The 25442-nt window shown below is 40.2% G+C and carries 23 protein-coding genes; 10 read left to right on the forward strand and 13 right to left on the reverse strand.

Annotated features, from left to right (window positions below):
- Positions 1-4 precede the first annotated feature (4 nt).
- Together LPTSP_RS02730 and LPTSP_RS02735 are read left to right on the forward strand one after the other, a co-directional pair.
- Complete coding sequence (locus LPTSP_RS02730; protein ID WP_108927302.1) at positions 5-1390, forward strand: LA_2168 family protein; 1386 nt, start codon at positions 5-7, stop codon at positions 1388-1390.
- Positions 1387-3150, forward strand: a complete 1764-nt coding sequence (locus LPTSP_RS02735) for a phospholipase D-like domain-containing protein (RefSeq protein WP_108927303.1) — start codon at positions 1387-1389, stop codon at positions 3148-3150. Before LPTSP_RS02730 ends, LPTSP_RS02735 begins: the two co-directional genes overlap by 4 nt.
- Here the strand turns inward: LPTSP_RS02735 and LPTSP_RS02740 are convergent.
- Complete coding sequence (locus tag LPTSP_RS02740; RefSeq protein WP_108927304.1) at positions 3130-4461, reverse strand: O-antigen ligase family protein; 1332 nt, start codon at positions 4459-4461, stop codon at positions 3130-3132. The genes LPTSP_RS02735 and LPTSP_RS02740 overlap by 21 nt on opposite strands.
- Before the next feature lie 125 nt (positions 4462-4586).
- Here LPTSP_RS02740 and LPTSP_RS02745 point away from each other — a divergent pair, with 125 nt between their 5' ends.
- A complete protein-coding gene (locus LPTSP_RS02745; RefSeq protein WP_108927305.1) occupies positions 4587-5882 on the forward strand; it encodes a glycosyltransferase in 1296 nt (431 codons plus the stop codon).
- Here LPTSP_RS02745 and LPTSP_RS02750 read toward each other — a convergent pair whose 3' ends face one another.
- Both LPTSP_RS02750 and LPTSP_RS02755 read right to left on the reverse strand, forming a co-directional pair.
- Positions 5883-6941 (reverse strand): glycosyltransferase family 9 protein, encoded by a 1059-nt coding sequence (locus tag LPTSP_RS02750; protein WP_108927306.1) that lies wholly within the window; start codon positions 6939-6941, stop codon positions 5883-5885.
- Positions 6938-7540 (reverse strand): DUF4254 domain-containing protein, encoded by a 603-nt coding sequence (locus LPTSP_RS02755; protein ID WP_108927307.1) that lies wholly within the window; start codon positions 7538-7540, stop codon positions 6938-6940. The genes LPTSP_RS02750 and LPTSP_RS02755 overlap by 4 nt, the downstream gene beginning before the upstream one ends.
- Positions 7541-7668: 128 nt before the next feature.
- Between LPTSP_RS02755 and LPTSP_RS02760 the strand changes: the two genes are divergently transcribed.
- Positions 7669-9423: a patatin-like phospholipase family protein gene (locus tag LPTSP_RS02760; RefSeq protein ID WP_108927308.1), complete on the forward strand. Its 1755-nt coding sequence runs from the start codon at positions 7669-7671 to the stop codon at positions 9421-9423.
- Here LPTSP_RS02760 and LPTSP_RS02765 read toward each other — a convergent pair whose 3' ends face one another.
- The 5 genes from LPTSP_RS02765 to LPTSP_RS02785 form a co-directional block, all read right to left on the reverse strand.
- Positions 9424-10053 carry a phosphorylase gene (locus tag LPTSP_RS02765; protein WP_108927309.1) on the reverse strand — a complete coding sequence of 210 codons (630 nt, stop codon included), beginning with the start codon at positions 10051-10053 and terminating at the stop codon, positions 9424-9426.
- 4 nt (positions 10054-10057) lie between these two features.
- Positions 10058-11986 carry an AMP-binding protein gene (locus LPTSP_RS02770; protein ID WP_108927310.1) on the reverse strand — a complete coding sequence of 643 codons (1929 nt, stop codon included), beginning with the start codon at positions 11984-11986 and terminating at the stop codon, positions 10058-10060.
- 6 nt (positions 11987-11992) lie between these two features.
- Entirely contained in the window at positions 11993-13006 is a 1014-nt protein-coding gene (gene argC, locus LPTSP_RS02775; protein WP_108927311.1) for an N-acetyl-gamma-glutamyl-phosphate reductase, read from the reverse strand.
- 123 nt (positions 13007-13129) lie between these two features.
- On the reverse strand, positions 13130-14218 hold the full coding sequence (gene recA, locus LPTSP_RS02780; protein ID WP_108927472.1) for a recombinase RecA: 1089 nt from the start codon (positions 14216-14218) through the stop codon (positions 13130-13132).
- A 275-nt stretch (positions 14219-14493) separates the two neighbouring features.
- Complete coding sequence (locus LPTSP_RS02785; RefSeq protein WP_108927312.1) at positions 14494-15339, reverse strand: hypothetical protein; 846 nt, start codon at positions 15337-15339, stop codon at positions 14494-14496.
- A 69-nt stretch (positions 15340-15408) separates the two neighbouring features.
- Here LPTSP_RS02785 and LPTSP_RS02790 point away from each other — a divergent pair, with 69 nt between their 5' ends.
- From LPTSP_RS02790 to LPTSP_RS02815, 6 genes are read left to right on the forward strand one after another with little or no spacing between them, the layout of a single operon-like run.
- Positions 15409-15882 (forward strand): hypothetical protein, encoded by a 474-nt coding sequence (locus LPTSP_RS02790; protein ID WP_108927313.1) that lies wholly within the window; start codon positions 15409-15411, stop codon positions 15880-15882.
- On the forward strand, positions 15882-16301 hold the full coding sequence (locus tag LPTSP_RS02795) for an HIT family protein (protein WP_108927314.1): 420 nt from the start codon (positions 15882-15884) through the stop codon (positions 16299-16301). Before LPTSP_RS02790 ends, LPTSP_RS02795 begins: the two co-directional genes overlap by 1 nt.
- A 51-nt stretch (positions 16302-16352) precedes the next feature.
- Positions 16353-17735: a TldD/PmbA family protein gene (locus tag LPTSP_RS02800; RefSeq protein ID WP_108927315.1), complete on the forward strand. Its 1383-nt coding sequence runs from the start codon at positions 16353-16355 to the stop codon at positions 17733-17735.
- Positions 17735-19072, forward strand: a complete 1338-nt coding sequence (locus LPTSP_RS02805) for a TldD/PmbA family protein (protein ID WP_108927316.1) — start codon at positions 17735-17737, stop codon at positions 19070-19072. The genes LPTSP_RS02800 and LPTSP_RS02805 overlap by 1 nt, the downstream gene beginning before the upstream one ends.
- 2 nt (positions 19073-19074) lie before the next feature.
- Complete coding sequence (locus tag LPTSP_RS02810; protein ID WP_108927317.1) at positions 19075-19878, forward strand: AAA family ATPase; 804 nt, start codon at positions 19075-19077, stop codon at positions 19876-19878.
- Positions 19879-19883: 5 nt separating this feature from the next.
- A complete protein-coding gene (locus tag LPTSP_RS02815; protein ID WP_108927318.1) occupies positions 19884-21074 on the forward strand; it encodes a VWA containing CoxE family protein in 1191 nt (396 codons plus the stop codon).
- On the opposite strand, the gene LPTSP_RS02820 is transcribed toward LPTSP_RS02815, so the two are convergent.
- The 5 genes from LPTSP_RS02820 to LPTSP_RS02840 form a co-directional block, all read right to left on the reverse strand.
- Positions 21075-21620 carry a YceI family protein gene (locus LPTSP_RS02820; RefSeq protein ID WP_108927319.1) on the reverse strand — a complete coding sequence of 182 codons (546 nt, stop codon included), beginning with the start codon at positions 21618-21620 and terminating at the stop codon, positions 21075-21077. It abuts the gene before it with no gap.
- A gap of 12 nt (positions 21621-21632) precedes the next feature.
- Positions 21633-22355, reverse strand: a complete 723-nt coding sequence (locus LPTSP_RS02825; protein WP_108927320.1) for a hypothetical protein — start codon at positions 22353-22355, stop codon at positions 21633-21635.
- 143 nt (positions 22356-22498) lie between these two features.
- Positions 22499-22684: a hypothetical protein gene (locus tag LPTSP_RS02830; RefSeq protein WP_108927321.1), complete on the reverse strand. Its 186-nt coding sequence runs from the start codon at positions 22682-22684 to the stop codon at positions 22499-22501.
- Positions 22685-22689: 5 nt separating this feature from the next.
- On the reverse strand, positions 22690-23484 hold the full coding sequence (locus LPTSP_RS02835; protein WP_108927322.1) for a SprT-like domain-containing protein: 795 nt from the start codon (positions 23482-23484) through the stop codon (positions 22690-22692).
- Positions 23447-25438 (reverse strand): ATP-dependent helicase, encoded by a 1992-nt coding sequence (locus tag LPTSP_RS02840; protein ID WP_108927323.1) that lies wholly within the window; start codon positions 25436-25438, stop codon positions 23447-23449. Before LPTSP_RS02840 ends, LPTSP_RS02835 begins: the two co-directional genes overlap by 38 nt.
- Positions 25439-25442: the final 4 nt, after the last annotated feature.

Below are 25442 nucleotides of genomic sequence, written 5' to 3' on the forward strand. Positions count from 1 at the left end.
CCTCATGAAAAGAATCTTCTTCTTATTTCTATTTTTATCGGCCCGAGTCGTATCTTCCCAAGAAATTCGGGATCCTTCTTTAGAGATATATTTCCAGTGGATCTTGTTTAGGACCCAAGGAAGGATTTCAGACGAAAAAGAAAGTTCTAGGATTTCAGCATTGTCTTCTCCTGCAATACTTGGCTTCAAATTCGAGAAGTATAACGGGAAATTCCAAACAAACTTAGATTGGACCCTTATCTCCACTACTAATTCAGGACTTGTGTTTTTGCCAGGAAGAAACTCTTACTTCGGGTTCCTGTATAAGGGTTTTTTATGGGGAGCCGGAAGAAAGTCAGATCCGGATGAATTTCCCTCCTGGTCTTCTTGGAAAGACGGAGTAGAAGGACTCTTTGCGGAAACTGAATTGGATCGGATCAAGATCAGATTCGACGTTTTGGATCTATACAGAGGATTTCCCTTGTTAGAAAACCAATGGTTAAAATTGCAAGGAAGGGAACTATTCCTTCCGAAACAAGCAAGAGACGAATTAATCGCTGAAAAAGATGATTCGCTAGTTTCACAATCCAGATATAGGGCAGGCATAAGTCTGACTGGAAACAAGGAAGATCGTCTTGTTTATCGATTTAGGGTGCGTTATCTTTCTTTGGGAGACTGGGGAAGGTTCGGGTCGGATACAAAGGAATCTAAAGCGGAAATGATAGAAGGAGACCGAGACTACTTAGTAGAATGGAGACTAGGACTCGGATTTCTCTGGAAGGTATTTTATATTTCCGGGGATTTTTTTCTTACCAGAGGGATCGATAAGACTGGATACCATCCTAATCGTTCTGAAAGATCCGTACCAATCAGTGGAGAAGCTCTTCGATTTGATTTAGGTTTTTATAATTCTTACGGAAAAATTTCCTTTTTCGGATTTTTACCGGATCGAGAGAAAAAATCCTCTCAAGGTGAAATTTTAGAAATGGGTTTTGTAGGAATGGGAGCTTCTCCCATTTCGAACCCGATCTTACAACAAATCTGGGGATTCTATCCTTCTGCTTGGATTACAGACCAGGGGTTAGAAAGGGAAGAGACAAATTTTCCAGGTAAAAGGCCTGCAAATCTATTCGGTTGGAAGGCGGAAGGAAAGTTTTCAGGAATTTCTCCCGGGATCCATTTTACATATATCGGATTCTTGAAAGAAGAGAATTCATCCTCCGGTCTTTGGGCAGTTTCAAAAAATATGCAAAATAAATTCATAAGAGAGGCAGGTGTAAGTATTGCCTGGTCTCCATTGGAAGATGGATCAGCAAAGATCGAAGTAGACTTAGGAGGTTTTGAATCAGACGAAACAACAGGACTTAGGCAATGGTACATGCTTTTTAAGATAGGAGGAGTTTGGAAATGAATAAGTTGATCCTGATCCTACTTGTATTTCTTTTTCTCCCTACCTGCGAAAGAACAGAAGAAGATATATCTCTTTTCTGGGAGGATGAATTATATCCTAAGGTTTTCTTTTCCTATCCAGGTAGGTTTGTTCCAATTGGCAAAAAGAGAAATGTAAGGGACGAGATCTTACGAATTATCCGAGAAACTAAAGAATCTATCTATATGCATATCTATTCTTTCGATGATCCGGAGATTGAATCAGAACTTTTGAAAGCTGACAAAAGAGGCGTTCATTTGGAACTCATGGGAGAATGGGGAAAAACGTATCCAAATTCTATTCTACCTTTTCTTAAATATTGGAAAGGAACTGGGCTACAACATACCAAGGTTTTGGTTTCGGATAGATCTTTAGTATTTCTTGGAACTGGTAATTTTACTTATTACGGTTTGGAACAGGATCATAATGGGTATTTAGAATTCAAACTGAACGGGAGAGAATGGGGAAACTTTTATTCCTTTTTAAAGGAAGAATATCCATTTCCTGTTTTGAAAATTGGTGAATTAGAATTTTGGAATTCTCCTTTGGAGGGAAATCTAATCCAGAACAGACTTTTGGATTCTGTTTTGTCTTCTAGACATTCTATCCGCTATCTGATCTTTGATCATTATGATCCGATTTTAAGTTCAGGATTTACTCGCGCAAATCATAGATCTATTAGCGGGACCTATAATCGGCCTGTGGATCCGGAAGGTGATATTCTTTCCGGAATTCCCGGGATCGAGATTTTGGAAGATGGAAATGAAGATATTTTAGATGATCCGACGATCGGTAAAGGAGGACTTCTTCATCATAAAACTATGATCTTAGATGATTTGGAAGTTCTGACGGGTTCTTATAATTATTCTCTGAGCGCAAGGGATTCTAATCGAGAAATTTTGATCGCCATGAAGGATGCACGCATCGCAGATGAATTTAAACAAGAATGGGAGAATATACGAAACAAATCCAAACGTGTAGAATCTTTTGAATCGGAATTGCGGACTCGAAACACTTATAGCTTTGAGCCTGAGAACGACCAGATCTGCAGATCAAATATACAAACAGAGGATTCGTTTTTAGAGGTTGGATTCGCTTGGTTTCGTTGGATCAATTTGTATCTCTGGAAGGAAGAATCTTGTAAGTCCATAACCGACTATGAATCTATCAGTTCTCATTATTTTGGAGGAAAAAACGAATTTCCAAAAGATGGAACGGAAGATCTAGGAATTCGACATTTTTCTAGATCCGGAGAGTTGGGATTTTCTTTTCCCAAATCAAACTTGATGGCAGAGTTCGAATCAGGTATTTTAAAACCTTCTTTCTTTTTAAGACCATCCCAATTTTTAGGAGCAGGAGGAGCCTGGGTTTTTCCGGAAAATTCTGAACTAAAAGATCTTCTTCTTTTTGAAAATTCTCCAAAACAAGTCTGGATCTTAGAAAGAAGTAAACTTCCTCAGAAGCTCGGAATTTCAGTAGAAGATAGTGTATTCTATACTTCGGAAAGTATAAGTTCTAATGCAGGCGTGGTCTTGGTCGAATATGAGAACTTCGGGTTGTATTTTTGTTATAAGTCCATCAATTATAATCTGAATTGGCCGGAGCAGGTCTTATTTGCCATTTACAATTTCAGGGAAGCTTCCAGCTTTCCTGACCAATATTCTAAATCCAATTTGGAATATTTTGCAGAACCGGGACTTCCAAACAGAAGAAGGAAAAACTTATGCGTTATCTCTCTTTGATTCTAAGATCTCTCCTTTAATGAAAAGCCCTAATAGGATCCAAAACAGGATAACTACTTCGTCATCCTGGAAATAGCATTGGAATAAACCTGAAACAAAAAATCCGATCAGTCCGTAAAAGAATAATATGATCCGGAAGTCCTGCTTGGACTGGAATAAATAAGCTAATAGAATTGCACCTAATCCTAAGTAGATCAATGCGGCGGGGAGCCCAAATACGGAAGCCAGATGAAAATAATCGTTATGAGCATGTCCTCTTTGGGTGACTTCGTAAAAGTAGGAGAGTTCCGGATATTCTTCTGAATGAGAAATTCTTACTTTTTCGATCTCTTTATTATAATTTCCGGGACCAACTCCGATGATTGGATGTTCTTGGATCAATGGAAAACTGGAATCCCAGATGAATGTTCTTCCGGAGTCTGTATGTTTTTCTTTTCCGAAGAGTGGACCTATTACCTTTTTACCCGCTGGACTGAATGCCAGTACGAGTCCGATCAAGAACAAAAGTCCTAAGAATAAAGAAGCTCCCTTGATCAAAAAGGATCTGGAAAATTCTTTTCGGATAAAGAATAAATGGACTCCTGCAAAAAAGATACTCACTCCAGCTCCGATCATACTGGATCTTGCTTGGTTCAATAGGAATACTAAGCAGTATAAAAAGAGTAGAAGTCCAGCGATCAGGAGCTTCTTCTTGTCTCCTTGGATCAATGTTCTTAAAAAGCCGAATACCGCATACGCTGAGAAAAATTGTAACAAACCGCCGAAAGTCAAATGAGTGTTCATCAAACCTATTGAGATATAAAGAGGGATAGAAGAGATCGATCCTAATGGATGAGTGAATCTATAACTGCTGGAAGTTTTGTAAAGATCGCTAATTAGTCTAGAAAGTCGTACCGAGGTAAAACCTCCTGCAACCCCAGTAAAAACTAGGATTAAAAAAAGCCAGAAGAGCGCACGATGTACTTTGGGCAAATCTTCTTTTGTAGTAAATCCTACAGAAAGGAATCCGAAAAATAGAAAGAAGTCTTTGAGTTCTCCATTCCAAGCTGCTTTTACATATCCAGGTCCGGAATTGTCGAAAACAAGATGGATCAGAAATACGATCCCATACCAGAGGAAAAGAGAAATGGAAATTTTAGAAACAGGATGATTCGGTAGGATCTCCTTCCAATTTCCTGCTTTTAGTTGATCCGCGAGTCCGAAAAAAAAGGAAAGCACCAGAAATCCCTGGCTGAGGCTGACCGAAATTCCGATCGAAGGAAGGGTTGCGAGTAAACAGAATAGATGTGCCTTTTTCAAAAACTCTTTCATCTGGTTTCTGGAAATAATCTCACCGATCTATTCTTTGTAAATTCGATTATTTTTCACATAGATTTCTGGAATGGAGTAGCAAAATCCATATTATGGAGGAGATTGGTTCCGCATTAGGAACCTAAATGAAGATTCTTTATTTTTCGGACACCTTTTTACCCAAAATAGACGGGGTAGCTATTTCGATGAGAAATTTTGCGGAAGCCCTTGCCGAAAGAGGACATGAATTTTTGATTTGTTGTCCACGTTATGGAGAAGGTGATTTCGACAGAATGGGGGATCATATCCGTGTGGAAAGATTTAGAAGCGGATACCTGCCGAGTTATCCAGATATCAAGGTAGTTTTACCTTCTCCTTCTAAGATCAAAAGAGCGATCAAGGAATTCCAACCGGATCTGGTGCATATTCACACGCCTGGACTCATGGGAGTCTATGGGATCAACGCTACCGAAAAATACGGGATCCCAAGCATAGGGACTTATCATACTTTGATGTCCGAGCAGGACATGTATCTTTCTTTTTATAGACTTCTCAAATTAGACAAACTTTTCATGAGAATTGGAAAGTTGAATAAGAAGATCAAGTTAAAGGACTTGGTAAAGTTCGAAAAATTCGACAAGTTCAATATCCGTAAAAAGATCATTCTGAAAATTACGAATAATTTATACGATCGTTGTGATCTGATCATTTCTCCTTCCCATCTGATCAAAAAACAGTTGGAGGAGTTTGGATTAAAGAAGCCTGTCGCAGTTATCTCTAACGGTCTAGATCTTTCTCAATTTAAAGGAAGTCCTAAAACTCTTTCAGGAAGTCCTAAACTTCTGCACGTGGGCAGGATCTCCTACGAGAAAAATTGCGATGTGATCATAAACTCTTTCAAACTCATCATTGAAAAGATCCCATCGGCAACTCTGACGATCATTGGGGATGGACCAGCATTAGCTTCTCTTAAGGTTCAGGCCCAAAAACTCGGAATAGACGATGCAATTACATTTACTGGTTTTATCGATAGAGCGGAACTTCCAAAACATTATCCGAACTACGACCTATTCTTAACAGCTTCTACCATGGAAACCCAAGGGCTTGTGATCTTGGAATCAGTGGCCTGCGGTCTTCCTGCTGTAGGTGTGGATTCATTTGCCATTCCGGAACTGGTTCATGACGGCGTGAACGGATTTATCGCAAAACCGTTCGATGTAAAGGATATCGCAGAAAAGACGATTCGAATCTTAGAAGATCCAGCATTGTACGAATCTTTCTCCAAGGAATCCCTAAAAATTTCCCAAAACCATGAGATGAAGGCTTGTGTGGATAGAATGGAAGAAGTATATAGATCAGTCGCAGACCAAAAGAATAAGAAGAAGAAAAGATCTTTACTCAATACGATCTTTTCTTTGGATCCTTTCGGGATCATGGGCTGATCAGAAAAGTGTATTGATATTCTTGATGACGTTGATCCGTTTGATCACGTCTTCTGGAGTAATTCTTTCCATACAGGCAAAATCTTTCCGATAGCAGGTGGTATTTCCGTAAATACTACAAGGTCTGCAAGGTAGATCTTCTATCTGCAAAACTCCAGTGTCCTCCTGGCCGAAAGGTGCAAATCCGGAGAGTGGGTGAGTCGTCCCGAATAGAGCAATCACAGGACGTTTGAGAAGTGCAGCAATATGGATATTGGAAGAATCCATTCCGATGATCACATCCATTCTTTCCATAATGCCTAATTCGCCTCGGATCCCCAGTTTACCGCCGGAAACGATCGTCATGGACTGATCCCCATTTCTCCATTCTTCCATTTGAACCGCTTCTTGAGAGGAACCGAATAAGAATATTCGAATATTAGGAAATTCTTCCTTTAATAGTTTGAGCAGCTCTAGACTTTTTTCCAAAGGCCATTCTTTGAGCTTATGACCTGCGAAAGGTGCATATCCTACCCAAAGTCCTTCTTTTTTATCTATCTTTCTAGCAAGAAGAAAGTCTTTGGCATAAATTTTGGATTCAGGGTCCACATTGATCCAAGGACCTTTGCGAACGGATGCAGGAAATCCTGCTTTTTCGAAAACTTTAAGATATCTATCTACTGTATGAGGGAGTTTACGTAAAATTTTGCGGGTCCTGCGTATTTGCCGCATTTTCTCCCTTCTTCCTTTGATGATCCTAAAGACGGAAACACCTCTGATCCAAAAGAAAAAACTGATAAAACGGGATCTAACGCTGGAGTGTAGGTCTACGATCTTTTCATAAGGACCTAGTTTATTCAATTCTTTGAATAAACGGTATAAGCCGGAGAGACCTTTATACTTTTTGAGATTGATCCCGATCACATGTACATTCGGGATATTATAAAAGAAGGGGGCATAATTCCCTCTGGTTACAACTGTGAGTTGTATATTCGTATACTTGGCGGCAACGGCAATCAATGCCGGAGCCATTAAGGCGACATCTCCCATCGCTGAGAATCTTAGCACCAAAAGATTCATGCTTGTTTTGTATATAAGGACGGGTTCAGATTTTTATCGTTGTACATTTTCATCTGCCTATACACCTTATAGAATTTATCTCCTTTAGATAAATCGTCTAGAAGTTCATCCAGACATTTGGAAAGATCGGTTCTTTGTTCCAGCAAAACGTTCAGCTTATTTTGGCAGGTTTGGATATGTTCCGGACTCACATCCTTTCTTTCCGTTTGTTCTTTCATATGGTAAATTTTAAGTTCCAGGATACTCATCCTATCGATCAGCCAGGCCGGAGTTTCCGAGTTCATTCTGGCATTCGGTTTCTTTTCCACGGACTTGTACATAGCAGAGATCTGATCGTCTATCTGCTCTACTAGGTCGGTTCTTTCCTGGTTCAGAGCGTCTATTCTTCTTTTGAACTGGACCAGATCCTTATCCGGGAGGTCAGGCCTTCTGATCTCGTCTTCCACATGCCATTGGATGGTATCTATCTGGTTTTTTTGGTAAAATAGGAACTCAAGGGAGGACTGTGGGAATGGATTCGGAGAAAGAGCTTCCGCTTTATGCCAGTCCGAGACGGAATTTTTGAATATCTCAACCACTTTGGCCGATTCTAACTTCATCGGAGCTAGAATTTACGTGATATACCAAAAATCAAGAGGATTTCCTATTGTCGGTCCGTCGGCTAATGCCAGAGTACGATCTAGTTCCGCTTTACAAAATAAATTTCCCAGGTTAGGATTTTGCCCGCATGAAAAAAATAGTACCTCCGGAAGCGTTGCAATTTTTAGCGTCTATCCCATTGTTCAAGGGTCTCCCGAGAAAATTACTAGTCTTACTTTACGGTCATATAGAAGAACGGAATATCCATAACCACACAGTCATTTATTATAAGGGTGAAATCTCCAAAGAACTATACCTAATCCGACACGGAGAGGTGATGATCGCCTTAGGGGAGGCAGGCAAAACGGTTCGTTATTTGGGTGAAGGTGACGTGTTCGCAGAGAATAGCGTTCTTACTAGAACTCCTCACACCGGTTCCGCAACCGCCATACTGGACACATTATTGTATGTTTTAGATGGGGAATATTTTCTAAAACTAGCCGCAAAAGAAAGGGTACTTTCTCAAAATTTAATGAGGCTTATGGGAATGAGAATGAGAGAGGTCATGGAAGATTCTCCCAGCCAAATGCACACCGCCAGAAGGCTCGTGTGTCATATCCCTATAGAAGATGTAGAAGATTTTAAAGTTCATTTAGACTCCATAGTAGATAACGGTAGGAAGTCCCACGAAGGCCATGTTTCCCTTTTGAGAATGGATACATTTAAAGGAAAATCGGTTTCCGAGATGATACGGACGATCGCGGGGCTTAGAAAGAAGTCTTCCATACTACATCTTTATTTTAAGAACCCTGTAATCCAACCCGAGTTGGATAAGCTTGTACAACAATGTGATCAGATCGTTTTCTGGGAAGAGAAACCGGAAAGAAATTTGAAACAGAAAAACGAGATCCTAGGTTATTGGGAACCAAGGATACGGAACTTTTCCGGAAGGACTTCTCGAATCATCGTTTCCGAAAACGGATTAAGTAAACATGAAGAGTCCGCAAATCAAAAGATATTTTATAAGGGAGAAACTTTTGCCAGATATTTGGTCTCTAGAACCAGAGGACTTGCATTGGGTGGAGGAGGTGCGAGAGCGCTTGCTCACGTAGGTCTTTTGAAAGTATTAGAAAGAGAAGGGATCCGTTTTGATTTTGTAAGCGGTTCTTCTTTCGGCGCTGTGATCGGAGCACTTTACGCAAGAGGGGAAAGTGTAGATTCTATCTTCAAAATGATCGGTAAGTTTTTCGGCGGTATAGAAAAACCTTTCGATCCTACCATCCCACTTATCTCATTCTTCAAAGGAAAAAGAATGCTCCGAATGCTAAAGGATGCTTTCGGGACTCAATTGATAGAAGATCTAAAGATCCCATTTGCAACTTCTGCAGTGGACCTTCATAGCGGACAAGAATATGTAATGGACCAAGGACCAGTCTGGGAAGCCCTAGCAGCTGCGATGAGTTTGCCTGGAATGTTCCCTCCAGTATTCAAAGGAGATCATCTTTTGATAGATGGGGGAGTGATCAATAACGTTCCTGAAAACCTGATCCGTAGAAAAGGAGCAGATGTGATCCTATCGGTGAACGTTTCTCCGCTTAGAGACGAGGGGATCGTCAGGCTTTTGGAAGATAGAAAGGTAACCGGAAAGTCCTTCTTCAAAAATCTTTGGGAAGATATTACTTATCCTCCTATTCTAAAGATTATGGCAAGAGCCATCACCTTGGAAGGAAGAGAGATCACTAAATTGAGAAAAGAAAAAATGGATCTTTTTATCAATTTGCATATAGAAGAATTCGCATTTACTGATTTCGGAAAATATAAGGAAATCATTAAGAAGGGAGAACTAGAAACGGAGGCCGCGATCGGCGATATCCGTAAACTATTCTTCCCTTCCGAAAAATAGTCAGAGATAACTTAGGATCTTTTCCTGGAGTTTGTCAGAGTGTTTTCTCCAGGAAAGTTTCCATTCTTCGCTACCTTTCGGTCCTACTTTGTTCGTAAGTGCAAATATGGTCCCAAATGGAATATTAAATTGATTACATACTTTTGCGAGACCAAAGGCTTCCATATTCTCGAAACCTAAGCCTTCTACTTTGATCCTTTCCATAGCGCGAGGACTTAGATCCTCCAAGGTGACCGAACCTGTCCCGTTAGTGGCGCATTCTACAAAATCGTTTCCTTCGAATGGAAATTGCAAATCCGTGAACTCGTATTTAAAAGTCATAGTTTCGGGAAGTCTGATCTTTTTGTCTAAGAAAGCGATTTGATAGTTTGCAAATACTTTCGAAATTCCGAATTTACCTTCCCATTCTTTTCTGGGGATCCAGGTATAAACTCCGGCAGAGCCGATCCCTAAAATTGCTTTAGGTTTCCAGGTAGAAGGATCTAAAAGATATTTCTGGAGATTGATGGCGGCTTCCAATTCTCCGATGCCCGCTTCGAAGGTGTGGATCCGAGGATCCAATTTTAATTTGTCGATTTCTCCCGCGAAAGCCGCGCAAAAAAGGATGTCCTGGATTTTAAGGTCGCTCATCTGATTAAGGGAAGATCGTTTTTATAAGATCCGCATAGAGTTCTGCAACCTTATTTCTTTTCACTTTCATAGTTTCGGTGAGTTCTTTTCCTTTTTCGAACTCTTTGTCTAAAAGGCGAAACTCGCTTATTTTTTCAAAATTTTTAAATCCGTTCTTTTCGGAGATCGTATTCTTGATCAGATCCTTGTAAAATTTGACGACTCTTTGGTCCTGCACAAGGGCAGAATTTTCATTAGGCAAACGAATTCCTTGGGAGGAAAAATGATCTTTAAGTTTTGCAAAATCCGGCACGAGTAAAACAGCCAAAAATTTTTGGTCCTGACCTATAACGACTGCTGTCAGTGCCCAGCCGGTTTCTAAAATTTTACCCTCAATAGGTTCAGGTTCTACATTCTCTCCGGAAGAAAGAACAATCGTATCTTTTGCCCTACCTGCAAATTTTAATTCGCCTGTTTTGGTCCACACGAATAAGTCGCCTGAGTTAAACCATCCATCCGAAAAATTAGATTGGGTGAGTTCTGCATTTTTATAATATCCTGCTGTTACATGAGGCCCCTTATGCCAGGCGATCCCTTTATCTCCCGATTTGGAAACTACCGCGTTTTGCTCGTTTACTAATTTGATATGTGCTCCAGGAAACACAGGTCCTATCGACCCCGTCTTAGGGATAGGAAAACTCCCTAATGCGCCCATACCTGTCGTCTCAGTCATTCCATACGTTTCTATGATAGGAACTCCCATGGATCGGAAGAAAAATTGAATCTTAGGAGGCATCGCTCCGGCTCCACAGAATGCGTATCTTAATTGTCCACCGAAGAGTGCTCGTACTGGTGCGAGCACTTTTTGAGCCAAAATATTTAAGGAATAAAAGAGAGGTAGAAGTAGGGTAGAAACTACTATATCGGTTAACTTATCCTCTTTGTTGCCTTCCTCCGTTTCCGAATAGTTTCCAGTGACTGTATCTAAAAGAGAATTATAGGTCTCAGCGATCCGAACCGCTGTTTTAAAAATTGCAAGTTTTGCAGGAGAAGATTTGGAAACCTTATCCCAAATCCTTCGATACAATGCCTCCCAAACCCTCGGAACGGAAACAAGAACTGTAGGTTTGATGATCTCGAAGTCTCTTGTAAGTTGAGAAACATTGGAGCATGCGAGTGAGGCTCCCCAAGAAAGAAGAGCTGTTTCTAAAATTCTTTCTGCAATATGCCAAGGCGGAAGAAAGACTACGACTCGATCCGAATAATTTGCAGGTACAAATTGTTGTAACTGATCGATCGTCCATGTAAAGGATCTATGTTTTAATATAACACCTTTAGGAACTCCTGTGGTCCCGGAAGTGTAGATGATAGTAGCGATATCGTTTTCCGTTAAGGATTCTCCTATAGAATGGAGAAGTGACTTTCCTTTTTTTTCAACCCAAGCCCTTCCATGAGCGATCGCTGTTTCCAGATCTATAAATTCAATCTTAGGATAGGACGATCTTAATTTTGCCAAAGAAGCAAAGTTCTCTTCGGACTCTATGAGTATAACGGTTTCTAGATGTTTTAATCTGTTTAGAATATTTCCTAGTTTAACCAAGACCTGTTCTTTTTCGATAAATGTGATCTTGGATTCCGTATGGTCTAAGATATAGAATATTTCTTCTTCGCTCGCGTCACATCCTCTAGGAACATCTGCCCCGCCGGAACACATTACGGAGAAGGAGCATAATGCCCATTCAGTCCTATTATCGCAGAATAAGCCGACCTTATCTCCTTTACCTAGATTTTTCTGTCTAAAAAACCCGGAAAGATTTTCCAGATTTAAGAACCACTCTGAGTAAGAAATCCCGGAGAAACTTTTTAATTTTTCATCCCAGATCCATTGGAAGGGCCGGTCTTTGTAATGGATACAGGAGTCCCTGACCAGATGATAGATACTTCTTTTTTCCATGGAAGATTAGGGAAGTAAGCCCAAAGTCTCCCGCTCGTTCAACATTAAATTTATATTTTGTAATGCCTGGCTTGCCGCCCCTTTCATTAAGTTGTCCAGAGCGGAAACGATCGTGATGTTTTTGCCTCTTTGTTTAAGGCTGATATCCAAGAAGTTCGTATTTTGCACTTTTGCAAGATCTATCTCTTCCGGAGTTTTTCTGACGCGGATAAAAGGTTCCGATTTAGAATTTTCCGTCAGAGTTTCTAAGAAAGGTAGATTTTCGGAATTAGCTTCTAGATAGATCGTGGATAGGATCCCTCTGTACACAGGAAGTAAATGAGGTACGAATAAAATTTCAGGCTCAGAAAGTCCGGACCCAGAATAACAATACTCTTGGATCTCTGGCTCATGTTGGTGGCTCAGAATTTTATAAGCTCTGAAGTTTTCATATACTCCATTGAATGAAAATCCGCTATCTTCTACTCTTCCTCCGGCTCCGCTGATCCCAGATTTACAGTCGGCAACAATCCTCGGTTTGATCTCTTTTCTGAGATTGCCCAAGAAATACAATGCAAGGATTACGGAAGTGGAGAAGCAGCCAGGATTGGAAACAAAGTCCGCACCTTTCAGTTTCTCTCTGAATATTTCCGGGATTCCGAATACCGCCTTGTCTGTTAAAGAGAAGCTAGTATGTTTTAATTTATAATTCGTTTCGAATTTTTCTTGGTTATGAAGACGATAGACTCCGGAAAGATCGATTACCTTATGACCTTTATCTAAGAATTTTGGAGTCAACTCTAAGGAAGCATCGTTTGGTACTGCGAGAACAACGAGTGAACCTTTAGGGACCTCATCTTCGTGTTTTTTAAAAACTAGATCTTTAGGAGAAACCAAGTCTGGAAAAACTTCGGAAAGAGATTTGCCCGCAAGTTTATCGCTAGTTATATGCACCGCTTTGTATTTTGGATGGCGCGCTAGTAGTCCTAATAATTCTTTTCCTGTAAATCCGCCTGCTCCGATGATGCTGATCTCTGACATGAAACTTCCTTTTGACTAGCGTTTGAAACAATTCTAAAAATCGGGACTAGGCTTGGAATAAAAAAACGCCGGATGAGATTTCATCCGGCGGTCAATGGTTTCTAAAAAGAAAGCCAGTAGTAATTAGCCTGCTGCTTTTTGGACTTCTTCTGACGGTTGAGCAGGTGGTAGTTTTCCGTCAGCTGCTAAAGGAGGTAATCCATTCAGATCTCTTACCATATTCTCTATTTGGAAGGCAGTCTCAGGATTCGCTTTTAGATATTCTTTAGCGGCTTCTTTACCTTGGCCTATCTTTTCCGTATTATAGGAATACCAGGCCCCGGATTTGCTAATAATGTCGTGTTTTACCGCTAAGTCAACGAGAGAACTTTCTCTGCTGATTCCACTATTAAAGATTATGTCGAATTCCGCCTGACGGAAAGGAGGTGCCATTTTGTTTTTTACAACTTTTACACGTACCCTGTTTCCTGTGGCTTCTTCCTTTTCCTTTAAGGTCTCGATCTTACGAATGTCTAAACGAATCGTACTATAAAACTTTAAAGCGTTTCCTCCGGTGGTTGTTTCGGGAGAACCGAACATCACACCGATCTTCATACGGATCTGGTTAATGAAAACCACTACCGTTTTCGATTTAGAAATGGTTCCAGTCAGTTTACGAAGTGCTTGGGACATAAGTCTTGCTTGCAGACCCATATGTGAATCTCCCATATCACCTTCGATCTCCGCTTTCGGGACCAAAGCGGCAACCGAGTCTAAGACAATGATATCGATTGCGTTACTTCGTACTAATGATTCACAGATTTCTAATGCTTCCTCTCCGTTGTCTGGTTGGGAAACAAGTAGTTCTTCTAAGTTGACTCCCAGCTTTTTTGCATAAGCAGGATCTAAGGCATGCTCTGCATCGATAAATGCAGCGACTCCGCCCTTTTTTTGACATTCAGCAATTGCAGAAAGGGTTAGAGTAGTTTTACCAGAAGATTCTGGACCATAGATCTCTACGATCCGTCCTAATGGATAGCCGCCGACACCGAGGGCGATATCCAGATCTAAGGACCCTGTAGGGATCACAGGGGCGATTACGCTTGCAGATGCAGATCCTAAACGCATAATGGATCCCTTACCGAATTGTTTTTCGATTTGGGTCATTGCCTGATCAATCGCCTGGCGTTTGGAATCGTCCAAACCTGCTGCTTCTTCTTTTTGCTTTTTCATGGATTCTTTAGCTCCTTCTCTTGCCAAGACCCGGTTCCCCCTCAGATAAAACTGCGTGTACTTTTTTAATGGGAATCCAATCTTTTATAATACGAAGGATACTGTTAGTCCCGGACAAATTCCAGGTCGGATCTAAAAAACCTTCGGATTCCCTGGGAAAAGTTTCTGTTGAAATCTCTCTTATGTCACCCAAAAAATTAGAAGAGGAATGAAAAAAGTGCAAATATTTGTATAGTAAATATGCTTGAAGTAGAATCGGTCCGGAAAATTAGGGCTTATTCGGACAAAAATCCTTTCTCTGCCTTTTCCTTATCCGTTAAAAACGAAACCTCTGCCTTATGACTACGTCTAGTCTGTTCCAAAAGGAATCTCCAGAACCTTCCCGCATATAATATAAATATAATAAAAGAAGAGGATACTAAAAGTATTTTAGAGAGAAGTAATATATAAAAGGGTAACAGATTGTGATTCGGGAAATAGAACAGTTCGATTTTATCTTCAGAGAAGTTTTTCACATTCCCGCCATGCTTTTTATCTTCTTCGAAGAATGTGCGAACCTCTCCGATATCAAGGTCTTTGATCGGAAACTCAGGGATTGTTTTGTACATTAAAAGAGCTCCTGATCCAGAGAAGAGCAGAAAGCTTCCTTGTAGTTTTAATTCTCCCCATTTAGGCAAAGGTCGATAGGGAAGGCTGCGGAAAATGTATCTAATTGAGATTGGGCCGGTCTCGAATTCGTGATAAGAATCGGGGAAATTGCCCTTATCGTAAAATAGGGTTTCCCATTCTTTTCCGGAGAATTTAATCTGTATTCCTTCGAACCTTTCCAAGCTTTGCAGGTCTTTTCTTAGTTTCTCTAGTCCTTGCTTTTGATTTTGCTTTTTATCCGGTTTTAGATCGTTTTTTAGGAATAATTCCAAACTTTGTTCGGAATCTTTTTTTAACTCTGTAATATATTCAGCACTTAAGTTACGGACTATCCTTTCTTCGGCTAAAATAGGATGTCCGGACCATTCTAAAAATGAATTCCAAAACTCATCCGGGGATTTTTCGGAAGCAGTAAGGCTTAAGGGATAGGAGAGAAAGAAAAGCAAAAAGAAGAATCGGAAAACCTTTGACATAGGCGGCTTTTATTATCCTGTATTACTCAAACCATAATCGAAAACCCTAAACTGAAAAGCTTTAAAAATATGAGCCTCCAAGAACTACATAAAATACAAACCACCAAATCTTCCTGGCAGGATTTTGTGGAATATAGCATCCATACTCCCTTTTATACCGAAACAAAGGCCAAAACCCAATCCTTGGTAGAGGCGATACAACTTACATTATTCCATGATTATCTCTCTACTTTTTCATCTGAAGAGAAGTCGGAATTCCTTTCTTCACCTAATGCATTCCAGGCATCTGCGGAAAAATTCGTGAATATTCTAGAAGGAGTGCGTTATTCCCAAGACGGGTATAATAAAAAAGAAAGGTCCCTATTTTTGGGGATGTTAAAGTCCTTACTGAAAGAATACAAGGTGGATGAGAACGGAGAAAGAAAGGATCTGGAAAGATATCATTTCTATAGATGTATTATCCGTTTTTGTTCGGATAAGGATTATATCTTTAGGGTGTACGAAAAATACAAATCCTATCTTTCTCAGGGCAGCGGGGTGTAATGGCCCAAAAGACATTAGTCGTTTCTTCAGATTGTCCCATTTGTTCCGTACTACGTGGTGCAAAGATCCCAGGTTTAATTCATCAAAATTCTTCTTTTATCGTCCGCCACGCTCCCGAAGATAAAAAAATCCCAGGTTATCTATATATAGAACCGATTTCCCATAGAGAAAAATACTCAGACTGGGACCCTAAAGAATTCAAGGATCTAGGAGAGACACTTTCTTTCGCAACGGATTGGATCCAAAAGAAGTATTCTCCTCCTAAAATTTATACCGTATTGATCGCCGAAAAAGTGGCCCATATGCATTTTCATCTAGTTCCTAGATACGAAGAAGTCAAAGGACCAGAGTACATTCGATTAGCATTGGAAGGTTTGGCCTCGGCTCCGGTCGGGATACCTTTCCCTAAATTCGAATGATCCTTTTTCCTTCCGTTATTATCAAAAAATTTCTGTCTAAAGTAAAAGGTTATGAATCAATCCAATATAGAAACCCTGATCGACGCGGGTAAAAAAAGAAAAGCGGACTTTGTTGAAATTTATGAAGAAGAATCCAGAAATTCCTCCATCGCACTCAGAGACCAAAAAATAGAACAATCACTTGCCGCAACCGATTACGGAATCGGGATACGATTGGTATACGGGACCGATGTATTGTATGCGTATACAAGCAACGACGACCAAGAACATTTACTTTCTTTAATCCACTTATTAGCAGATTCTAGAGGAGAAGTGGCAAATAACTCCGGTGCATTCACACTTCCGGGCGATGTTTCCAAATATTCTTTTTCTAAGAATATACATGATCCTAGAAAAGTTCCTCCATTTAGAAGGTTGGAACTCCTACAAACTGCGGATTCTATAGCAAGAAAAGTTTCTTCTAAGATCATACAAGTTGGAGTAAGCGCTTCCGATATAGTTACAAATGTTCTGATCGCAAACTCGGAAGGACTTTGGGTAGAAGATCTGAGAGTCAGAAGCAGATTTTTCCTTTCTGTCACAGCTGAAAACAAAGGAGAAAGATTCGTAGCAAGCGAATCTCCGGGTGCTCTAAAAGGATTCGAATTTTTTGAAAAATTAGCTGTAGAAGATATAGCAAGAAAAGCGGGAGAACGAGCGCTCTTCATGTTGGACGCAGGCTATATAGAAGGTAAAAAAATGCCTGTGGTCATGGGCAACGGTTTCGGTGGAGTAATTTTCCATGAAGCCTGTGGTCATCCTTTAGAGACGGAAGCGATCCGTAAAAAATCTTCTCCTTTTGTAGGAAAACTAGGAGAGTCTATAGCTCAGTCCTGCCTGACAGCTTATGACGACGGAACGATAGAAGAGCAATATGGCTCTTTGAAAGTTGACGATGAGGGAATGCCTACACAAAAAACACTTCTGATTGAAAATGGAATTTTAAAAGCCTATCTTGCTGATAGGATCGGATCTATGGAAACTGGATCCCCCAGAACAGGAAGCGGTAGAAGAGAATCTTACCAATACGCACCGGTTTCTAGAATGAGAAACACTTATATCGAAGCAGGAAAGGACTCATTAGATGAGATGTTTGCCTCGGTGGATTTCGGTCTTTATGCAAAAAGAATGGGCGGCGGTTCCGTAAACCCCGCGACCGGAGAATTTAATTTTGCGGTGGAAGAAGGTTACGTTATCCGAAATGGAAAGATCTCCGAACCTGTCAGAGGAGCAACCTTGATCGGAAAAGGTCATGAAATTCTTCCTAAAATTTCCATGGTAGGAAACGACTTGGAATTGGCTGCAGGGACCTGTGGCGCTTCTTCCGGCTCTATCCCTGTTACTGTAGGACAACCTTCTCTGAAAGTGGATGAGATCCTAGTGGGGGGAAGATAATGAATTTGGAACAAGCCGCCGGATTCGTATTGGAAGAAGGAAAACGTTACGGAATCGATTCCTTCGATCTGATCGCCACCGATTCAGAAGATATCGGAATTGAAGTATTTAAAGGAAGGATCGTTTCCACGGAAACTTCCCGCTCCAGAGGAGTGGGCATCCGAGTTCTGAACAATTCTCGTCCTGGATATTCTTACAGTGAACGTTTTAGCAAAGAAGCTCTTTCTCAAATGGTTAGAGATGCAATGGACCAGACTGAGATCACGGATCCTTTGGACATGGAATTACCGGGACCAAAAGTTTTGGCAGAAGTGGATCTAAAACATTATAATCCTGAATTAGAAAAATTGGATTTTGCTTGGATGAGAGAACTGGGACAAGCACTAGACCATGCTTCTTGGGAATCGGACAAAAGAGTAGAGAATGTTCCACATGTAGGTGTAGGAAGAAGTTCCACCCAAAGTTTGATAGCAAACTCAAAAGGTGTATACGTTAAAAAAGAATCGAATGTTGCCTATCTCGGAACAGGTCTTGTGGTAGCGGAAGGCGATATCAAGAAGATGGGGAGTTATTATCGTTCAGGAAGAGATATTTCCCAATTCGATCCATCCTATATTGCAAAAGAAGCGGCGTATAGAGGAACTGAACTTTTAGGGGCTAAGCCTCTCCCAAGCGGTGTGTATACCATCGTTTTAGGAAATCGTATCAGTCCCCAGATATTCGGAATGTTTTCTTCTCCTTATTTCGCGGATGCAGTCCAAAAAGGTTCTTCTCGTTTGGTCGGAAAACTAGGGAATGAAGTCGCATCTCCTGTATTAAGTATTTATTGTGAAGCTCATACTCCTGATTATCCAGGTTCACGTTTAGTAGATGCGGAAGGAATTCCTACATCGGCTCGCACCAAGGTCTTGGAGAACGGAGTCCTCAAATCTTACTTGTATAATTTAGAATCCGCCAAAAAGGACAATGTTGCTCCTACTGGCCACGGAGTTCGCTCTTATTCAGGAAGAGCCGGAACTTCTTTTTCCAATATGATCGTTCCTTTGGGGAATAAGACCAGAGAGGAACTTTTAGCTTCTGATACTCATTGTATTTTGGTGACCAAGTTGGAGGGGGGAGCAGGCTGCAGTGCGGTTTCCGGGGAAATTTCTATTGGGATCCAAGGTATCTATTATAAAAATGGAAAACCGGAACATGCAGTAGATCGGATCACAATGAATACGAACTATTTCGATCTGCTTCATAAGATCCAAGGGATTTCCAACGAATATTCTGACAGTTATTCTTCTATCAAGGTCCCTGATGTTTTGATCTCGGAAATTCACGTAGCAGGTTGATCATGTCGGAAGAAAGAAATAAGCCCGAAACATACTTACTTTCTAAAGAGTTGGAAGAAGCGGTCCAAGTAGCAGAGATCACAGCAAGACCCTTATTATTAAAGGGAGAGCCAGGAACAGGAAAATCACTTTTAGCGGATTATCTTTCCTTCAAGACTAAGAAAAAATTATATTCTTGGCATGTAAAATCCACCTCTCTTGCAAAGGAAGGTTTATATTTTTATGATGCGGTTTCCAGACTGAACGATTCCAGATTTACGGAAGATAAGGAGAAGGTACGCAATATCGAGAATTATATCCGATTGGGCGCCCTCGGTGAGGCATTCTCCGCAGAGGAACATTCTGTAGTCTTGATAGACGAGATAGATAAGGCAGATATAGAATTTCCGAACGACTTACTTTTAGAATTGGACAGAATGGAATTTGTCATCCAGGAAACCGGTCGTAAGATCAAGGCGATTCATAGGCCTTTGACTCTGATCACTTCCAATAATGAAAAAGAACTTCCTGCGGCATTTTTAAGAAGATGTATTTTTCATTATATAGATTTTCCAGAACCTTCCTTTATGGCCGATATTGTTTCTTCCCATTTTCCTAAGATTGAATCTTCCCTTTTGAAAAGGGCACTCGAGTCTTTCTATGTTATCCGCACCATGGATGATATGAAAAAAAAGCCGGGCACAAGCGAACTACTGGATTGGATCCAAATTCTAATTCATATGGGAGCAAAACTTCCGGAAGACGGAAGGATCCCTTATATAGGTGCTCTTGTGAAGAATGAAGAGGATCTGAAATTGTTCAGATAAAGGTTTTGTTTTTTCCGTTTTTCTACAGGCTGAAATCATCCGGAGTCCCGATCTCGACTGTGGAACTCCTGGATTTTCTAAAGGCGACTGAGGTTCTTACTAGAAACAAAACATTTCTTTCCGTTCACGAATTCTATAGAGTTTCCAGACTTTGTTTAGTAAAAGACGTTAAATATTACGATGCATTCGATCTTGTATTCACCGAACTTTTCGGAGAAAGAGGAGTTCTGAAAGAATCCTTTCGTAAAGAAATTATGGATTGGCTTTCTAATATATTCGAAAATCCGAATAAACTCCCTCCGGGTATGATCCCTCCAGAAGAACTCTGGAAAGAGTTTTTGGACCGACTCCAGAACCAAAAAGGGGAACATCATGGTGGGAACAAATGGATCGGCACAGGGGGAAGTTCTCCTTTCGGTCATTCCGGAGTAAATCCCGGCGGAGTTCGGATCGGAGGAGAAGGCGGTGGAAAGTCAGCGATTTTCCAGGCAATGGAAAGGAAATATAAGGACTATAGAACTGACGAACAGTTGGATGTTCGACAGATCAAAATTGCGCTCAAAAAACTCAGGAATTTAAGAAAGGAAGGGATCCCTGAATTTCATCTTCCTAAAACAGTGGATGCTACCTGTAGAAATGCGGGAGATCCGGAACTTGTATTTGATCGTACGAGAAAGAACGGGATTAAAATATTACTTTTAATGGATACAGGAGGGAGTATGACTCCTCATGCCGAAAGAGTAAGTAAACTTTTTTCGGCTGCCCATCAAATGAATCATTTCAAGGAATTCGGACATTATTATTTTCACAATTCAGTTTACGATTCAGTTTACCCTAAGGGAGACCTCAGATATCCTATCCCTCTAAAAAATCTTTTTAAAAAACATAAGGATGATACCAAACTGATCATAGTGGGAGACGCTTACATGGCTCCTTATGAACTTTTGGATCCTTCCTACGGATTTTATCATTCCAGGTTTAGGGAGGAATCCAAACTGCCAGAACATCCTGAATCCGGTTTGGACAGCTTCAGAAGGATCAAGTCCCATTTTAGTAATACGATTTGGATGAATCCTGAACCTAAAAGATACTGGGATGCGCCTACTATCTACGAACTTAAAAAAGTATTTCCAATGTTTTTTCTGAGTGTAGACGGATTAGAAGACGGGATCCGAGAACTTTTAGGAAAAAGATAATTAAGGTTTTAGAAGAAATCTATATTCTATACTAACCTCGTCCTTTGCCGTTGCAAATAATAGACTAGGTCTTTCCACATCAAAATCGCTCATCAAAACTTGGAATTTCCCTGAGAGAATTGTTTCTTGTCCTTCTCTCTGGATACTTGCAATTGACTTGATCGATTTGGTTTTTCCTTTGACTGTCAAGTTTCCAGTGATCGTCCATTCGTTATCTTTTGCAGTAATGGAAGTGCTCGTAAAGCTGATACTGGTGATCGTAGGATATCCTAAAGATTCTATAATATGTTCGTCCCTATTCTCGTCCCCGGATTTAATCTCTGAAAGTGGAATCTCTATTTTTATAAGTTTAGGGATTTGTAAGCTGTTGCCGCTGACAGTCAAACTTGTAGGACTTACCGTGGTTCCGGAACATTTTCCATAAACGGTTTTGAAAGGATGGATTGCTATAAAATTGATCTGAGATTCTTGTAGCTTCAATTCTTCCGAAAAAGTGGAAGAGATACTTAATAAAAACAAGATCAAAAAACGTAAAATAAAAGACACGTTAACTACTCCTTAAAAATAAAAAACCGCGATAGAAACACTAAATGCTCCAAAACCTGCCCAACCGATTGCTCTCATTTCATTTGCAGCACTCGGACCTTCCTTAGAGATCCTTTCCCCAATGAATGGAAGTGCAAGCATCGCCGGCAAATGGATCCAGATCATTGCCTTATGAGTGAATATTGTACTTAGACCAGGCTCTCTTTCTAAAGTTTTGGAAGGGGAGAAGAATGCAAGTCCTGCGGTCAGCGCATACAGAGTAAAAGTGGTCCCCGCCAAAGCAGAATGCATACTACCGGAGGATTCCGAATCCCAAGGAGAAGATTTCATGAGCGCAGTATATAAAAACAGATTTTTTTGAGGATCCGATATCAGCAAATAATTTGCGTAAGGTTCGTATTCTCTTTTGAGGTTGGAAAGAGCTTGTTCTCCCACTATATTTGTAGCGAGCCAGAATCCCCAGGTCAAAAGGCCCAAACCTTGGTGCCAGTCCAAAAGAGAACGACGTACTTGCAGACGTTCCTTTTCTTTTTGTAGATCCTTGGACTCTGAGTTGTTTAAAGTAGAAGTTTCCTGGCTATAAAATCCGGGAGAATACTTGGAATAATCAGGAGTGAAAGGATGAACTTCTGTCCAGCCTGAGAAATCGTTATAAACGTACGGAGAAGAATGCAGCATCGTACTTGTGCAGAAAAGGAAAACGATAGAAAAGAATAATTTCTTTTCGAAAGCCATATCCCAGTCATAAGACAAACTTTAAAAAAGAAAATCATTATTTGGACGGAGAGATAAAAAGGAATAGGCCATATATATTTCGGAATAAACAAAAGGTTCCAAACTCAGACATTACCCGAGGATTTTGAGAATGCGGATCTGTATTATCTTCTGCTTTGGACTTTTCTTAATACTTCCGTAACAGCCTGGGTATATCCATCAAATACACCCTTGTCGTAATCGGATAAGGATTTGTAGCTCAAACCGGAAAACTCTTTTAGAAGTTTGGAAAGTTCTTCTTCTATTACATTTTTGCGAATATATACTGTTTCGAAATGGTTCGGATGCATAAAGTTTATCCGTAAAATTCTGATCTAAGCCTAAGACCGATTTCTTTTTGATGTCTTATTAAGAACTTAGGATATTCCATTTTCAACCAATTTATCGCCTCGCGGTATCTAACGTATTCTTTTTCCTTACGTTTGAATTCGGGGCTATGAATGGAATTTTGGCCGTTTTTGATCCTTGTAGGAAGTATATGATGTAGGATTTCGTGATGGACCACATGTTCCAAAACATAGATAGGAACGTTTTTATGATCCAGGATCGGGCTGATACGTATATTCATATTCCGTTTTTCGTAACTACCCAATCTTCTTTTTCCAAGGCGATCCGCCCAGCCGATGGATAGGAGTTTTGGATCCATTTTAGGAAAATAGAAAGAAGAAATTCTTTCTAAGATTGCTTTCAGATCGTAAGCAACGCCGTTTTCCCTTAATTTTTTGAAATTCCCGGTCCCGGATTCGGGAAGAGAATTCAAGAACTCCGCCACTTCTTCCTTCCAGATCTGTTTCGGTTTGAGTCCCAATAATTTAGAAATCAGTAATGAGAGAAAAGAGAGGATTGTTTCTTCTTCCGCGTCCATTAAGGAAGTATGAAATTTGGCTGCTAAGATCCCGTTATGATAAGATACAGAGTGATTTCCGTTTCTGTAGGGATAAAATTTGAGTTCTACGGAACGGACCTGACTATCTTTGAAACGCCTGGACCTACCTTTTAAAGAATCCCAAACGGAAACCAGAAGTTCTTCCCAGTTCCTGTCGGGGCTAGGGTCAGGAACCGAAAAACTCTCTAATTCTTTTTCTGGCATCTGACTCGTCTTGGTTTTGGTTTTTTTGAGAAGAAGAAGGATTAGAGGATTCTTCTTTTTTAACGATAAAACTTTTATCTAATACTTTTTCAGGTTCTCTGATCTCTTCTATAAATCTGGAAACTCGATTAAAATACTGTGTATTTTTCTGTTGAGAGATCTGAGGGTAGGTGAGTACTAATTTCTTTTTAGCTCTTGTGATTCCCACATAAAATAATCTTCTTTCTTCTTCTAAGTTTTTTTCTCCTCTTCCGGAAGGAAAAGAACCTTCTGATACATTCAATATTACAACAGTATCGAATTCCAATCCTTTGGAAGAATGGACCGTGGATAGAACCAATCTTTCGTCTTCTTCCTCAGGAGAAATTTTGTCTAAGCTTCGACTAGGTCCTTCTAAACTCATATCCACCAAAAACTCATGTAGAGTTTCGTATTTTTGAGAAAGAGTTAAAAATGCATTCAGGTCTTCTAATCTTCTTTTATAATCATCATATTTCTTTTCAAGTAATGGAGAATAATAATCTATAAAATTGCTTAAAAGTTTTTTTAGATCTTTTTCCGAGTCGTTGGTCAGATCATATAATTCTTTTAAATAGGATGCAGTAGCACCTTTCGATTCGGAAACGATCTTTTCCAGATTTCCGCCCGATTTCTCCAAATCTGTCAGAATGGATCTTGCCTTTGAGGCACCGATTCCTGGAAGAAGAAGTAAAACTCTCAGCCAAGAAACAGAGTCAGTCTTATTTTCCCTAATTTTTAGAAGAGAAAGATAATCCTTTGCATGAGCGCTCTCTACGAATTTTTTTCCGCCGAATTTTAAGAATGGGATATTTCTCTGGGACAATACTAGTTCCAGTTGGTTTGAATTCCAGCCGGATCTAAATAGAACTGCTATTTCCTTTAATGGAATACCGTCTTCTCTTCTTTCTAATATAAGATCGGCAATCCCTTCCGCTTCTTCTAACTCGTCTGAAAATCCGACGAGTGCAGGTTTTTGAAAGTCTTCGTTTTTGGTGTATAGGTATTTCTCGTATTTTTCCCTAAAATTAGAAAGGACCACATTTGCCAGATTTAAAATGGATGGGGTGCTTCTGTAATTTCTTTCTAAATAGATCGTTTTAGTTTTGGGAAACAGTTTCGGAAAATTGAATATTCCGTTTACATCAGCTCCCCGGAAGGAATATACACTTTGGGCATCATCTCCTACTACCAAAATGTTTTCATGATCTAATGCGAGTAGGCAAGTGATATGAGCCTGGATCTGGTTTGTATCCTGGAACTCATCCACCATAATATATTTGTACTGTTCTGAGATCTTTTTGCGAACGGTTTCATTCTTGTTCAGAAGGTCTCTTGTGTACGTCAAAAGATCATCATAATCTAATAGAGATCTTTGTTTTTTGTAATCTCCGTACTCTTGGAAAATTTTACGAACAGCAGATTCTTGGTCCAAAAACTTAGGATATTCAGCTTCTAAAAGTTCTTCTAAAGATTTTCCTCGATTGATGATGGACGAATGAAGAGAGATCAAAGTGTCATTGGAAGGAAACCTGGACTTCTGTTTGGCATATTCTCCCTCTGTTCTTAAAAGTTGGAATATATCAGAAGTGTCCGACTCATCTAAGACAGAAAACTGGGAGGAAAATCCGAGCACTGGTGCGTACTTTCTGAGAATATGACTTCCGAAAGAATGGAACGTACCTCCGTGAACACGGGCGCAACGTTTATCCAGTAGAGATACCGCTCTGGAGAGCATTTCTCTTGCCGCTTTTCGAGTGAATGTTAGAAGTAAGATGTTTTCGGCGGGAATGCCGGATTCAACTAATTTGGAAAGTCTGTGAACGATTGTTTTTGTTTTTCCCGTTCCGGCACCGGCGATCACTAAAACCGGGCCGTTTAGGGTCTCGATAGCTTCCTTTTGTTTTTCGTTAAGTGACTCTAAGGACGCACTCATTTGA

This window comes from Leptospira johnsonii, from assembly GCF_003112675.1.
In the GTDB taxonomy this organism is placed as follows: domain Bacteria; phylum Spirochaetota; class Leptospiria; order Leptospirales; family Leptospiraceae; genus Leptospira_B; species Leptospira_B johnsonii.